The sequence below is a fragment of the Kribbella sp. NPDC051770 genome, assembly GCF_040681455.1.
Lineage (GTDB): Bacteria > Actinomycetota > Actinomycetes > Propionibacteriales > Kribbellaceae > Kribbella.
The window spans coordinates 245,454-257,439 of the sequence record NZ_JBFAYT010000007.1; the positions used below are offsets into that span (position 1 = coordinate 245,454).

Consider the following 11,986-nt stretch of genomic DNA (forward strand, 5'->3'; position numbering starts at 1 on the left):
GCAGCCGCGGAGTTACTCGTCCGACTTCGTCCGTGCCCACCGCACCCCCGCCGCGAACCGCGTCCTCACCTGCAACGCCTCCAGCAACCGCGCCACCTCGTACCGCACCGACCGCACACTCAACCCGATCCGTTCCGCGATCTGATCGTCCGTGCACCCCTCGCACAGCAACTCCGCGATCACCTGCTGCCGGCTCGTCAGCTCCGCCTCGGGCTCGGACAACTCACTCGCCCGCACCGCCGTCTCCCGCACCGCCCGCAGATACTGCCCAGCCGCGTTGACCGCCTCCAGCCCACCGATCAGCATCAAACTCCGCTGCCCGTCGACGATCGGCCCTTCGACCACCACCCGCTCGCCGTCGAAGACCTTCAGCTGGATCGGCCCGTACGCCAGGTGGTACGGCATCTCCTCGGCCGCGATCAGGAACTCCGTCATCGCGTCCGACCCGCCGGTGGTGTCGAAGAAGCTCGTCATCCGGACGCCGCGCTCGACCAGCGTCTGGTTCAGCTTGTGGCTCGGCGCGAAGCTCTCGACGGTCTGGCACTGCGTCGACGTCACCGCGGTCAGCTCCGAGCACTCCGTGCACAGGTCGTGCAGCCAGTCCCGCAGCCCGAGGTGGTCCGGCCCGAAGACCCGGACCTCGGCGTCCCGGCGCCGCCCGGCCAGCCACTCGTCGCAGTACCGCGCCCGGACCACCTGCAGCCGCAGTGACGCGTCCCACACCTGCTGCCGGACCGGGAAATGCGCGAGCGCACGAACCATCATCCCCACCCCCGTGGCGAAACCGACCTGAACGACCGGAATCCTGCCACGCGTCCCGGCGCATCCGCCGCCCGTGGAGTGTCGACCGCGGCGGACAAGCGTTTGACCCACCGGCCGCATTGCATCGTTGCACGTCACCTGTCAAGCTGGTGACGTGGAGCATGCCTTTCCCTGCGGGAACACCGCCCTCGACTTCGTCGGCACGCTGAAGGCGCGCCGGAACGCCGTACCGCTGGAGACGCTGACCGCCGCCTCCAGCCTGGCCTCCTGGTACCGCGAGGCAGGTGTCGTCGCGGGTAGCGAGGTCGCCTGCGCGGCCGCCGACATCCCGCAGGCGGTCACCGTCCGCGAGGCGATCTACACCCTCGTCTTCGCCCGCCTCAACAACCTCCCGTACGACGAACCCGCGGCCGCGATCGTGAACGCGGCCGCGCGGGTCCCCGCCGCGGTCCCCCAGCTGGTCGCCGACGGCCACCGGATCGAGGCGACCGCCGAGCAGGCCCTGTCCGCCGTCGCGCGGGACGCGATCGCGATCCTCGGCGGCTCCGACGCCGAGCTGCTCAAGGAGTGCGGCCGCCCCGAGTGCACCCAGGTGTACCTGGACCGCTCCCGGGGTGGCCGGCGCGAGTGGTGCGCGATGGAGACCTGTGGCAACAAGATGAAGGCCAAGGCCTACCGGGCGCGCAAGAAGGATCAAACGCGCCCGGTCTCCGTGCGTCCTTAGTTCCACCACCGCGTGCTGAGCGAGTCCCGCAGCGTGTTCGTCGCGCAGTGGATCTCGCCCTCGGAGATGTGCTCGGACTTGAGGTCGTCGGCGTACGTGACCTGGTAGCCGATCCCGGCCAGCGCCTTGCTGATCGCCGTCGCGAAGACGTCCTTGCCGCCGACGACCGGCCCGTACGGCTTCGGCGCGATGTACTTGCCGGCGTTCAGCACCAGCCCGTTCACCGCCCCCGGGATCTCCGCGACCGCGTCCCGCATCGCGTGCAGCTTGGCAACCGCCGCGTCCTTCTCCGGCCCGTCCTGCAGCTGACTGATCTCGGTCTCGAGCATCCCGTAATCCATCGACTTGGCGGTGAACAACGACGGCACCCGGACCAGGTCCGCGTCGGTCAGCCCGGCCTCGCGCTTCAGCACCTCGACGTTGGCCTGGATCTTCGCCACCGCCCGCTCGTTCGTCTCCACGAACTGCTTGTCGGCCAGGAACTCGTCAGTGCTCCGCTGGTCGATCCGCAGGTCGTACGGCCACTCCAGCTCCGGCAGCCGGCCGTGCATGATGTCGCCGCCGTGCCCACCCGCCCGTACGCCGCGCAGCAACTGCAGCCCGGCGGCCGGGTCAGCGATCAGCGCCTTCCACCCGAGCCGGCTTCCCGGTACCGGTACGAACTGCAGGAACTCGTCCACGTGCCCGACGGTCAGCCAGGACGTGTCGAGCCCGAGCGGGTTCTGCATCCCCTGCGACTTCAGCAGCGTCGTCATCTCGCTCGCCGGCCCGGTCTTGCCGTGCTCGAACCCGTCGCCCCCGATCACGATCCGCCCGACGGGGTGCTGCGGCGTCGCGGGGATCGTCTCCAGGTTCCCCATCGAGTCGTAGCTCTCGTTCTCCTCCGGCACCGGCACGTGCTCGACGTGCACGGCCGCGACGTCGGCGCCGGCCAGCTCGGTGAAGATCACCCGCGACCCGACCCGGCGCGAATCGTTGACCGACCCGAGCAGCACCTTCATCCCCTGCGGCTTCCCGCCCGGCCCCGGAATCGACATGTACGCCGGCTCGAACAGGTCCTGCGTCCAGCTGTCACCGCTCTGGTCCAGCCGCTGCAGCCCGGACGGTACGCCGCTCTGCTTCACCACCTTGTCGACCTGATCCCGCCAGGCCGCTCCGACCTTGTCGCCGTCGCCCGCCGTACCGGCGAACACGCGCTGGAGCCGCTGCGTGTTCAGCTGGGTCAGCACCGGCGCCTCCTTCAGCGCGACGGTCGCGCTCGAGGACGACCCGTTGCCCGAGACAACGAGCTTCAGCACCGCCGTACCGTCCCAGACGGCCGCGTCGCGGACGATGTCGCGCCCCTCGATCCCGAGCTCCACCCCGCGCCGGACCTCGTCGGTGGTCAGGGAGTCGGCGATCTCCCAGCCCTTGGCGCGCTTCACGAACACCCGCACCCGGTCGGTCGACACCGTGACCTTGCCCGAGGCACCAGCCGGCGCACCCGCCCAGGCGACGGTCCGTACCCGCGCCAGATCTTTCGCGTCCTGCGCGCCGTTCACGACTGAGTCGGCCGCGTCGTTGCAGGCCGCCATCGTCCGGTCCGCCGCGTTCTTCTGCCGCTGGTAGGTCTTCACGAGCTCCTGGTACTCGCGCTCGGCCTTCTCCTTGTCCGGTTCCTTCTCCAGCTCCGCCTTGGCCTTGGAGAAGGCGTCGTCGTACGCCGCCTCCTGCTCGACGGCAGCCTTGGCGACCGTCCGCGCCTTCGCCTGGCAGCGGCCGGCGTCGTCGTCCAGGTTGGCGAGGAAGAGCACCGGGCCGGAGCGGCCGGTCTGGTGGAGCCCGGCGGTCGGCGTACCGGCGGCGGCCGCGGGGAGGACGCTCCCGACCAGGCCGGTGCTCACCGCACCGGCCAGCAGGAGACTGCGACGCAGACGTGACATGCTTCGGATCCTTTGCTCGACGAAGGGTCGACCAAAGGCTGGCGAAGACTTTTCCGGATCCTGTCAGGATCCGGTCCTCAGGCGGTCGGCAGTTCGATCCGGGGCAGGGTGTTCTCGATCTGCTCGCGGTTCGGCTCCAGCCACGGCGGCAGCTTGAGCTTGCGCCCGAGCTCGAGCAGCGGCTCGTCGACGGTGAACCCCGGCTGGTCGGTGGCGATCTCGAACAGCACCCCACCCGGCTCGCGGAAGTAGATCGAGGTGAAGTACTGCCGGTCCAGGATCTCGGTCACCTCGTGGCCGGAGTCGACCAGCAGCTCGCGCCACTGCGCCTGCGTCTCGCGATCCGGCGCCCGGAACGCGACGTGGTGCACCGTGCCGCCCGCCTGCACGCCCTTGTCACCGGACCCCGCGGCGACGTCGACCACCGTGCCGGGGTTGTCGCCGGTCATCGTGAACCGGGCCCGGCCGCCGCTCTCGTCACCGAGCGTCATCCCCAGCATCCCGCCGAGCAGCGCGGCCGTCGGCTCCAGCTCGGCCTCGCTGACCGTGATCGCGTGCAGCCCGCGGACCGCGTGCTCGGCCGGGATCCCGGCGGCACCGTCCCAGCCCGAGCGGGTGTCGCCCTCGGCCGCGACCAGCTCGATCACCAGCCCGTCGGGGTCACGGAACGCGATCACCTCTTCGTCGGTACGCCGTACCGGTGCGTCCGCGTCGACCTTCAGGCCGGCCAGGTGCTGCTGCCACCAGCCCAGGCTCTCCGGCGGGATGCTGAACGCCGTGGCCGTCGCCAGCCCGGTGCCCTGCCGACCGTCCGGCGCCTCCGGCCAGGGAAAGAACGTCAGCAGCGTCGACGGCAGCCCGGCCTCGTCGCCGTAGTACAGGTGGTAGAGCTCGGGACGGTCGAAGTTGACCGTCTGCTTGACCAGCCGCAGGCCCAGCACCGTGGTGTAGAAGTCGATGTTGCGCTGCGGATCGGTCGCGACCGCCGTGACGTGGTGCAGGCCGTGCGGCTTGATCTCGTTCATGGCCCCAGCATCCCTCACCGGCCGACGCGCCGGTAGGTTCCGGCCAGCGCGGCGGCTGTGATCAGCGTCAACAGCCCGACGCCGACGATCGCGGCGTTGCGGAGCTGGATGATGCCGTGCGGCGTGATCACGTCGTCGAACGGGTTGCCGTCGTCCGGCACCACCCCGACGCTGAACCGCAGCACTCCGTCGAGCGGCGTCCCGTCGCCGGTCAGCGCGGTCCAGCGGGCGGCGTACTCACCGTCCGGCAGCTCCGCGCCGACCTCGCGTTCCAGCAGCACGCCCTCGACGCGGGCCGCGCCGCCCGACCAGTCCTTGCCTGCGGCATCTTCCAGGACGACCGACCCGCGCTCGATCACCGTGCTGAACTCGATCCGGACCGCGGTCGGCGACTCGGCCAGCCGCGATCCTGCGCCTGGCGTCGACCCGGCGACCGCGCCGTGCGCCGACGCGGTCACCGGCCAGCCCAGCAGCACCGCGACCAGCCCGAGCACCAGCGGCCACCGGCTCATCGGTACTTCTTCGCCAGGTACTCCGCGAACGTCTGCTTCCCGAACGACGACGCCGGCGCGAGGTGGACGCCCGCGGTGAACCCCGCCGACATCTTGCCCGGCATCCGGAAGATCACCGCCGGACGGCGGCTCCCGGTCGCCTCCTTCCACTCCGCGTGCAGCTCCCGGACGGACTCGACGTGTGGCCCGCCGATGTCCTCGGCGCGCACCTGCGGCGCGCCCATCGCCAGCTCGGCCATCCGCGCGCCGACCTCCTCGGGCGCGATCGGCTGGAAGCGCCAGGCCGGCGCGAAGATCGCCGGGGAGAACTTCTGCACGCTGAACACCTGGTCGATCAGGGTGTGGAACTGGGTCGCCCGCTGGATCGTCAGCGGTACGCCGGACGCGAGCGCGATCCCCTCCAGCTCCACCTTCTGCCGGTAGAACGCCAGCGGCACCAGGTCGCAGCCGACGATCGAGATCATCACCAGGTGCCCGACCCCGGCCGCCTTCGCCGCCGCGGTCAGGTTGCGCAGCATCGGCAGGTCGCGCTTGTCGTTGCCCGCGGCAAGGTGCACGACGGTGTCGATCCCGGTCAGCGCCTTGGTCAGCCCCTCGCCGGTGACCAGGTCCGCGGCCACCGCTTCGGGACCACCGCTGCGGGTCAGCCCGACCACGTCCGCCCCGCCCGCGCGCAGCGCCGCCGCAGCCGGTCCGCCGACCTGTCCGGTCGATCCCGTCACCAGGAACTTCGTCATCGCGATCCTCTCCTCTGCACCAGTACTGGCGACAAGGACCGGACAGCCCGGCGATTCGTGACACCGCCGGCTGTCACGAATCGCGTCGCTGCCCGGTCGTACCCGTACTACTGCCCCCGAAGGAGTGACGATGACCCTCGCGATCCGGCTGCTGGTCGCCCTGCTGTTCCTGGAGGCGCTGGTGGTCGGCGTCTGGAACACGCTGGCGCCGCGGAGCTTCTACACCGACTTCCCGACCGTCGACATCAACCCGCCGTTCAGCGAGCACTTCTCCCGCGACCTGGGCGCGGTGATGCTCGGGCTGGCGATCGTGCTCGGGTTCGCGCTGGTCCGGCCGGTGGCCCATCACCTGATCCCGGCCGCGCTCGCCTACACCGCCTTCGCGATCCCGCACTTCTTCTTCCACGTCACCAACATGGAGAACGCCACGGTCGGCCAGGCGATCCTGCTGACCAGCGGGAACGCGCTGTTCGCCGTACTCGGGCTGCTCGTGCTCCTCCTCACCGCGATCCGCGACCGCGGCTTGTACGGTGGGAGCAGGAGAGAGGAGTCCCGCGATGACACGGGCGCTGATCGTGGTCGACGTGCAGAACGACTTCTGTGAGGGCGGCAGCCTGGCTGTCGCCGGCGGCGCGGACGTCGCGTTCCGGATCGGGCAGCTGCTGCACACGTGGCACGAGGCCGAGCCCCGGGACCGGACCTACTCCCACGTGGTGGCCACCCGTGACCATCACATCGAGCCCGGGGACCACTTCTCCGACCAGCCCGACTTCGTGCACTCCTGGCCCAAGCACTGCGTGGCCGGCACCGACGGCGTCGGCTTCCACCCGAACCTGGACCCGCAGCCGTTCGACGCGATCTTCGACAAGGGCGAGTACGCCGCGGCGTACTCGGGCTTCGAGGGCAAGTCGCACGACGGCGACGGCCTGGCCGCCTGGCTGCGGGACAAAGGTGTCACCGACGTCGACGTCTGCGGGATCGCCACCGACTACTGCGTCCGCGCGACCGCGCTCGACGCGCACCGCGAGGGCTTCACGACGACGGTGCTGACCGGTCTCACCGCAGGGGTGGCACCGGCCAGCACCGAACACACTCTCGTCGAGCTGCGCGAGGCAGGGATCGCGCTTACCTGACGGGAGCCCCCGGGCCGAGCGGGATGCCGAGCGCCCACCAGGCCAGGAAGAGCAGTGTCCAGGCGATCGTCATCGCGACCGCCAGCGGCACCGTGTACGACGCCAGCGTGCCGACCCCGGCGTCCTTGCGGTAGCGCTGCAGGAAGCCGAGCGCCATCACGAAGTACGGGCTCATCGGCGTGATCGCGGTGGAGCCGGAGTCCGCGATCCGGAACAGCGCCTGGGTGGTCTCGGCCGGCACGTTCAGCAGCAGCATCATCGGCACCAGGATCGGCGCGGTCAGCGACCACATCGCCGACCCGCTGGTGACCAGGATGTTGATCAGCGTCAGCAGCACCAGGATGCCGAGGAAGATCACCACCGTCGGGGCGCCGATGTCGCCCAGCCAGCGCGCCGACTCCGCGGACAGCAGGTCACCGATCTTGCTCCAGCTGAAGTAGGCCAGGAACTGGGCGATCGCGAAGAACAGCACCAGCACCGGCGCCATCTGCTTGATCCCCTCGGCCATCAGCTTCGGCACGTCACCGGCCTGCTTGATCGCGCCCACCGTCACGCCGTACGCAATGCCGACCAGGCCGAACAGGACCGCGACCACCATCGCGATGCCGTCCAGGAACGGCGACTCCACGATGCTGCCGTTCTCGCCGCGCAGCGGGGAGTTGTGCGGCACGAGGACAGCGACGATCGCGACGACGGCGACCAGGAACACGATCCCGGCCCGGCGCAGGCCGGTCCGCTCGCGGTCGGACAGGGTCAGCGCGTCGGGGTCGTCGCCCGGTGCGTCCGGGTCGGCGTCCAGGTCGGTGCGCTTGCTCAGCACCAGCCGGACCACCAGCGTGATCACCAGCGAGAGCAGCACCGAGGAGGCGATGTTGAAGAACCAGTTCGACAGCGGCGAGATCGAGGCGTCCGGGTCGACCGTCTTGGCCGCCGCCTCGGTGATCCCGGCGAAGATCGCATCGTTCGGGGTCGGGATCGGACTGGCGTCGTACCCGGAGGCGATCGCGGTGTAGGCCACCACGATGCCGAGGATCGGCGACCGGCCGACGGCCCGGAAGGCCAGCCCGCCGAGCGGGACCAGGATGATGTACGCCGCCGCCGAGGCGACGTGCGCCATGGTGCCGGCGAAGGCCACCGCGAACACCACCATCGAGGTCGGCACCCGCGACACGCTGACCTTCATCAGCGACTGCAGGAAGCCGGTCCGCTCGGCCAGCGCCACGCCCATGATGACCACCACGATGGTCGCCATCGGCGGGAACTCGGCGAAGTTCGAGATCGCCGTCGAGACCGCCATCTGCAGGCCGTCACCGGACAGCAGGTTCTGCACCGCGACGGTCTTGCCGTCCTTCGGCGAGACCACCGACACGTCCAGCATCGACAGGATCCAGCTCACCACCGCGAGGATCGCGGACAGGATCCAGAACAGCCAGAACGGGTGCGGCAGCGCGTTGCCTGCCTTCTCGATCACCGCCATCGCCCGCACCAGGCGGGGCAGTTCCTTGGTCTGGTCGGTCGCCGTGCTCATCTCAGCTCCTCAGCTTGTGCGCGCGGAAGAACTGACCGATCAGCTCGTGCGCCTCGAAGGTCTGGCTGACGTAGCCCGGCCCGGACGCGGCGTCCGAGCCCGGCCAGCTGTGCCCGCCGTCGGTCACGGCGACGTGCACGACGTCGGCGTCGCAGCGCTTGTACGTCGCGGTCAGGACGTCGTCGCCCTTGGTGCTCAGCTGCGGCTCCGGGTCGCAGCCGTTGCGGACCGCCCAGTCGCGGGTCCAGGTCTGCACGCTCGGCAGGTCGCGGGAGCCGTCGCCGCCGTACGGGATCGTGGTGTCGCCGGTGCCGTGGATGTCCAGGACCGGGATCGGTCGGCTCGGGTGGCAGCGCTTGCCCTCGATGTAGAAGGCACCGGCCACCGGCGCGATCGCGGCGAACCGGTCGGCCATCTGGCAGGCCAGGATCCCGGTGAACCCGGCGCCGTTGGACTTGCCGGTCGCGTAGACCGCGCTCTTGTCCACGCAGTACGTCGCCTCCAGGCTGTCCAGCAGGTCGGCGGTGAACTTCACGTCGTCGACGCCGGCCTTCGAGTACGGCGCACCCTGCCAGGCCTGCTTGTCCTCGTCGCCGAGCACACCGTTGGGGTAGGCAACGATCGCGTCGAGCTTCGAGAGGTCGGAGAAGGCCTCGGTGAACTCACCGGTCTTGCCGCGGCCGTGGTAGACCACGATCAGCTGCTGGGCCTTCCTCGCGTCGTACTTGGCGGGCAGGTGCAGCCGGTAGGTGCGCTCGATGCCGCCGCTGACCAGCGTGTAGTCGGCGCCGGTGCCAGGCTGCTGCGTCGTTTGCTTGAAGCAACCAGTACTGCGGTCGGCGGTGGCGTCCTGCTGGCGGCTGCTGCTTTCGGCCGCCGGGGCGGCAGTGGCCGACAGGAGCGGCGAACTGGCCGCGGCGGTCACCAGGCCGGCCGTGACCAGGCCGGCGAGGGCAAGGCGATGGAGTTTCATCAGGGGTTCCCTCCTTGGGCAGGTGGCCTGCGGGCGGGCAGGCTCACGCCTGGAACGCATCGGGCGTACCAGTGAGGTGTGGACTTGCTGGGCCGGTCGCAGCAGGGTCTGGACCGGAGCGGGGGTCAGGCCGAGAGGAGCTCGTCGGCGAAGGCGGCGATCCGGTCGGCGGCCGTCTCGACGAGGAGCCGGCCTTGCTCAGCGGTGGCGCGTCGGGGGTCGCCCAGGACGCCGCGCTTGTGGTACACGTCGAACCCGACCGACATCCGGGGTCCCTGCTTGGTGCGGGACAGGCGGGCCGGGGTGCTCAGTTCGTCGAAGGTCAGCGCGCCGGGCTCCAACTGCTCGGCGTGGACCAGGTCGGGCGCCAGGTAGAGCATCTGCGCGGTCTCCGCCTCACCGGCGTGACCGTGCACCTCGCTGACGTCGGTGATCAGGTCGGACACGATCTCGGTCAGCGGCGTCCAGGCGAAGGTCAGGTCGCTGCGCACGTACTCCTGGGCCAGCACCGACAGCGCGGCGTTGTTGCCGCCGTGCCCGGTGACCACCAGGAACCGCCGCCAGCCGTGCTGGTACAGGCTGTCCACGAGCTCACGGACGACGGCCGCGAAGGTTGCCGGGGACAACGTCATGGTCCCGGCGAAGGCCATGTGGTGCGGCGAGACGCCGTACGTCAGCGCAGGTGCGACGACAGCGCGCCCGGCCAGCCGCTCGGCGACCAGGTCGGCCACGCCGACCGCGCGAACGGTGTCGGTCGACATCGCCATCCCGCCGCCGTGCTGCTCCTGCGCACCGACCGGGATGATCACCAGCGGCGCGGTCCGGACCGCGTCCCTGGCGGCGTCGGTGGTCATCTCGGCGAGGCGGAAGATCCCCGTGGGCCACGTCATGACTGCATCTCCGGGAAGTCGGCGCCTGCGACCGCTTGGCGAATGTTGTCGAGGTGTTCGCGGGTCAGCCGTTCGGCCTCCGGCGCGTCCTGCGCGCGGACGGCGTCCAGGATCGCGCGGTGCTCCTCGTGGTCGCGGTTGCGGTTGTCGTACAGCTGACGGATCTGCTGCTGCTCGCGGACCCGGACCTTGAGCAGCGAACCGACCACCTCCTCCAGCAGCGGGTTGCCGGAGGCGGCGGCCAGCTCGACGTGGAAGTTCAGCGCGAACGCCGGACCACCGGGCGGGACCAGGGCGTTGGTCACCGCCGCCTCCAGGCGCTCCAGGTTCTCCTCACCACGGGACAGCGCCGACTGGTGGGCGACCGCCGGCTCGATCACCAGTCGGGCGCCGATCAGCTGCAGCACCGACTGCTTGGTGATCGGCGGGCGGTGCGGGTTGGCCAGGACGACGTTGTTGATCGTCGGGCCGACGTACGTCCCGGAACCGTGCCGGAACTCGACCGCACCGGTCGCCTCCAGCTTGCGCAACGCCTCCCGGATGGTCGGCGTGGTCAGCTCGAACCGCTTCGCCAGCTCCCGGGCGGACGGAATCGCGTCCCCGGGCCCGAGGTCCTGGTCCCGGATGATGCCCAGGATCGCCTCGGTCAGGCGATCGGACAGGCTCGGGGTCTCCGCGGCTGAGTAAGTCACAAAGTGACTAAATCACTTAGCCTTTCGGCCCGTCAAGAGGTCGTGCGCTGTTTCAGCGCGGGGTATCGGTGGGCGTCCCGTAGGGCTCGCTCATCGACGGCCAGGTCGGGGTCGCACTGGGATCGTTCATCGGCGGCCTGGTGGGTGTTGCATCAGGCTCGTTCATCGGCGGCCTGGTCGGGGTCGCATCCGGGTCGCTCATCGGCGGCCGGGTCGGGGTCGCAGGGGGCTCGCTCATCGGTGGCCTGGTCGGGGTCGCGAGCGGTTCGTTCATCGGGAGCCTGGTCGGGGTCGCCGGGGGTGGGTAGGACGGGGTGTTGGTCGGCGTCGGCTTCACCTTCACCTGGTCCGACACGGGCGGGGTCGTCCCACCGGTGGCGGCGGTGACGACCGAAACGGTCGCCCCGGTCGCCGCCACCGCGCAGACCACACCGCCCAGGACCCGGCGTACCGTCCGCTGCCGGAGCCGGCGGCTCCCTCCTTCGACCACCGCGTCCAGCGGCAGTTGTCTGGGCGTGTCGCCCTGTTCACGGCGAAACAGTGATCGCATCTGCTCCTCGAGCTCCTTCTCGTCGGTCATTCGGTCACTCCCACACAGTGAAGATCCATCGATCGCCGCAGCGCCTTGATCCCGGCCGCGGTGTGCGCCTTGACGGTTCCTTCCGCGCACCCCATCACCGCCGCCGTCTCGGCGACGCTCAGGTCCTCCGCGAAGCGCAGGATCAGCGCCGCCCGCTGACGCCGCGGCAGCGCGCCCAGCGCCCGGACCAGGTCGATCCGGTCGTCGAGCGGCGCACTGCCCGGTTGCACCACCGCCGGCGCCACGTCCTCGCTGGTCCGCTCCCGGCGCCGCCAGGCCCGCCGGGTCTCGCTGAGGTAGACGTTGAGAATCATCTTGCGGACGTAGGCGTCCGGCGCCCCGACGCCGACCACCTTCGGCCACACGACGTACAGCTTCTCCAGGCTCTGCTGGACGATGTCCTCGGCGAACTGCCGATCACCGCTCAGCAGGTGGGCGGTGCGCAACCACTGACTCTGCCGGGCCACGACGAACTCGGCGAAGTCCTCACGCATCTTGTGGGGCATAC

Annotated in this window: 14 protein-coding genes; 3 read left to right on the forward strand and 11 right to left on the reverse strand. The window is 70.4% G+C overall.

The window, feature by feature from the left end:
* Nucleotides 1–12: 12 nt before the first annotated feature.
* Nucleotides 13–765: a LuxR C-terminal-related transcriptional regulator gene (locus AB0M01_RS23980; RefSeq protein ID WP_363673027.1), complete on the reverse strand. Its 753-nt coding sequence runs from the start codon at nt 763–765 to the stop codon at nt 13–15.
* A 151-nt stretch (nt 766–916) separates the two neighbouring features.
* Between AB0M01_RS23980 and AB0M01_RS23985 the strand changes: the two genes are divergently transcribed.
* On the forward strand, nt 917–1,486 hold the full coding sequence (locus tag AB0M01_RS23985) for a CGNR zinc finger domain-containing protein (RefSeq protein WP_363673029.1): 570 nt from the start codon (nt 917–919) through the stop codon (nt 1,484–1,486).
* On the opposite strand, the gene AB0M01_RS23990 is transcribed toward AB0M01_RS23985, so the two are convergent.
* The 4 genes from AB0M01_RS23990 to AB0M01_RS24005 all read right to left on the reverse strand — a co-directional run bounded on the left by AB0M01_RS23990 (nt 1,483) and on the right by AB0M01_RS24005 (nt 5,682).
* Complete coding sequence (locus tag AB0M01_RS23990) at nt 1,483–3,408, reverse strand: protein-arginine deiminase family protein (protein WP_363673031.1); 1,926 nt, start codon at nt 3,406–3,408, stop codon at nt 1,483–1,485. The two genes, AB0M01_RS23985 and AB0M01_RS23990, sit on opposite strands and share 4 nt — an antisense overlap.
* 77 nt (nt 3,409–3,485) lie before the next feature.
* Nucleotides 3,486–4,433, reverse strand: coding sequence for a ring-cleaving dioxygenase (locus AB0M01_RS23995; RefSeq protein ID WP_363673033.1), 948 nt, complete (start codon nt 4,431–4,433; stop codon nt 3,486–3,488).
* 14 nt (nt 4,434–4,447) lie between these two features.
* Nucleotides 4,448–4,945 (reverse strand): copper resistance CopC family protein, encoded by a 498-nt coding sequence (locus AB0M01_RS24000; protein WP_363673035.1) that lies wholly within the window; start codon nt 4,943–4,945, stop codon nt 4,448–4,450.
* Entirely contained in the window at nt 4,942–5,682 is a 741-nt protein-coding gene (locus AB0M01_RS24005; RefSeq protein WP_363673037.1) for an NAD(P)H-binding protein, read from the reverse strand. Before AB0M01_RS24005 ends, AB0M01_RS24000 begins: the two co-directional genes overlap by 4 nt.
* A 130-nt stretch (nt 5,683–5,812) precedes the next feature.
* Here AB0M01_RS24005 and AB0M01_RS24010 point away from each other — a divergent pair, with 130 nt between their 5' ends.
* Together AB0M01_RS24010 and AB0M01_RS24015 are read left to right on the forward strand one after the other, a co-directional pair.
* The gene (locus AB0M01_RS24010; protein ID WP_363673039.1) at nt 5,813–6,286 is read left to right on the forward strand and encodes a hypothetical protein; all 474 of its coding nucleotides are present in this window, start codon (nt 5,813–5,815) and stop codon (nt 6,284–6,286) included.
* Complete coding sequence (locus AB0M01_RS24015) at nt 6,240–6,815, forward strand: nicotinamidase (protein WP_363673041.1); 576 nt, start codon at nt 6,240–6,242, stop codon at nt 6,813–6,815. Before AB0M01_RS24010 ends, AB0M01_RS24015 begins: the two co-directional genes overlap by 47 nt.
* Here AB0M01_RS24015 and AB0M01_RS24020 read toward each other — a convergent pair.
* From AB0M01_RS24020 to AB0M01_RS24045, 6 genes are all read right to left on the reverse strand, one after another.
* Nucleotides 6,808–8,343: an AbgT family transporter gene (locus AB0M01_RS24020; protein ID WP_363673043.1), complete on the reverse strand. Its 1,536-nt coding sequence runs from the start codon at nt 8,341–8,343 to the stop codon at nt 6,808–6,810. The two genes, AB0M01_RS24015 and AB0M01_RS24020, sit on opposite strands and share 8 nt — an antisense overlap.
* Nucleotide 8,344: 1 nt before the next feature.
* Nucleotides 8,345–9,316, reverse strand: a complete 972-nt coding sequence (locus tag AB0M01_RS24025) for a prolyl oligopeptidase family serine peptidase (RefSeq protein ID WP_363673045.1) — start codon at nt 9,314–9,316, stop codon at nt 8,345–8,347.
* Between the two features lie 125 nt (nt 9,317–9,441).
* A complete protein-coding gene (locus AB0M01_RS24030) occupies nt 9,442–10,206 on the reverse strand; it encodes a creatininase family protein (RefSeq protein WP_363673047.1) in 765 nt (254 codons plus the stop codon).
* Nucleotides 10,203–10,898: an FCD domain-containing protein gene (locus tag AB0M01_RS24035; RefSeq protein WP_363673049.1), complete on the reverse strand. Its 696-nt coding sequence runs from the start codon at nt 10,896–10,898 to the stop codon at nt 10,203–10,205. Before AB0M01_RS24035 ends, AB0M01_RS24030 begins: the two co-directional genes overlap by 4 nt.
* Nucleotides 10,899–10,950: 52 nt before the next feature.
* Nucleotides 10,951–11,478 carry a hypothetical protein gene (locus AB0M01_RS24040; protein ID WP_363673051.1) on the reverse strand — a complete coding sequence of 176 codons (528 nt, stop codon included), beginning with the start codon at nt 11,476–11,478 and terminating at the stop codon, nt 10,951–10,953.
* The gene (locus tag AB0M01_RS24045) at nt 11,475–11,972 is read right to left on the reverse strand and encodes a SigE family RNA polymerase sigma factor (RefSeq protein ID WP_363673053.1); all 498 of its coding nucleotides are present in this window, start codon (nt 11,970–11,972) and stop codon (nt 11,475–11,477) included. Before AB0M01_RS24045 ends, AB0M01_RS24040 begins: the two co-directional genes overlap by 4 nt.
* Nucleotides 11,973–11,986 lie beyond the last annotated feature (14 nt).

Bases quoted from the DNA above. Each gene is read 5' to 3' on its own strand.
- AB0M01_RS23990 (WP_363673031.1), bottom strand. From the start codon at position 3,408: ATGTCACGTCTGCGTCGCAGTCTCCTGCTGGCCGGTGCGGTGAGCACC.
- AB0M01_RS24040 (WP_363673051.1), bottom strand. From the start codon at position 11,478: ATGACCGACGAGAAGGAGCTCGAGGAGCAGATGCGATCACTGTTTCGC.
- AB0M01_RS24000 (WP_363673035.1), bottom strand. From the start codon at position 4,945: ATGAGCCGGTGGCCGCTGGTGCTCGGGCTGGTCGCGGTGCTGCTGGGC.
- AB0M01_RS24030 (WP_363673047.1), bottom strand. From the start codon at position 10,206: ATGACGTGGCCCACGGGGATCTTCCGCCTCGCCGAGATGACCACCGAC.
- AB0M01_RS23980 (WP_363673027.1), bottom strand. From the start codon at position 765: ATGATGGTTCGTGCGCTCGCGCATTTCCCGGTCCGGCAGCAGGTGTGG.
- AB0M01_RS24045 (WP_363673053.1), bottom strand. From the start codon at position 11,972: ATGCGTGAGGACTTCGCCGAGTTCGTCGTGGCCCGGCAGAGTCAGTGG.
- AB0M01_RS23995 (WP_363673033.1), bottom strand. From the start codon at position 4,433: ATGAACGAGATCAAGCCGCACGGCCTGCACCACGTCACGGCGGTCGCG.
- AB0M01_RS24010 (WP_363673039.1), top strand. From the start codon at position 5,813: ATGACCCTCGCGATCCGGCTGCTGGTCGCCCTGCTGTTCCTGGAGGCG.
- AB0M01_RS24015 (WP_363673041.1), top strand. From the start codon at position 6,240: ATGACACGGGCGCTGATCGTGGTCGACGTGCAGAACGACTTCTGTGAG.
- AB0M01_RS24025 (WP_363673045.1), bottom strand. From the start codon at position 9,316: ATGAAACTCCATCGCCTTGCCCTCGCCGGCCTGGTCACGGCCGGCCTG.
- AB0M01_RS24005 (WP_363673037.1), bottom strand. From the start codon at position 5,682: ATGACGAAGTTCCTGGTGACGGGATCGACCGGACAGGTCGGCGGACCG.
- AB0M01_RS24020 (WP_363673043.1), bottom strand. From the start codon at position 8,343: ATGAGCACGGCGACCGACCAGACCAAGGAACTGCCCCGCCTGGTGCGG.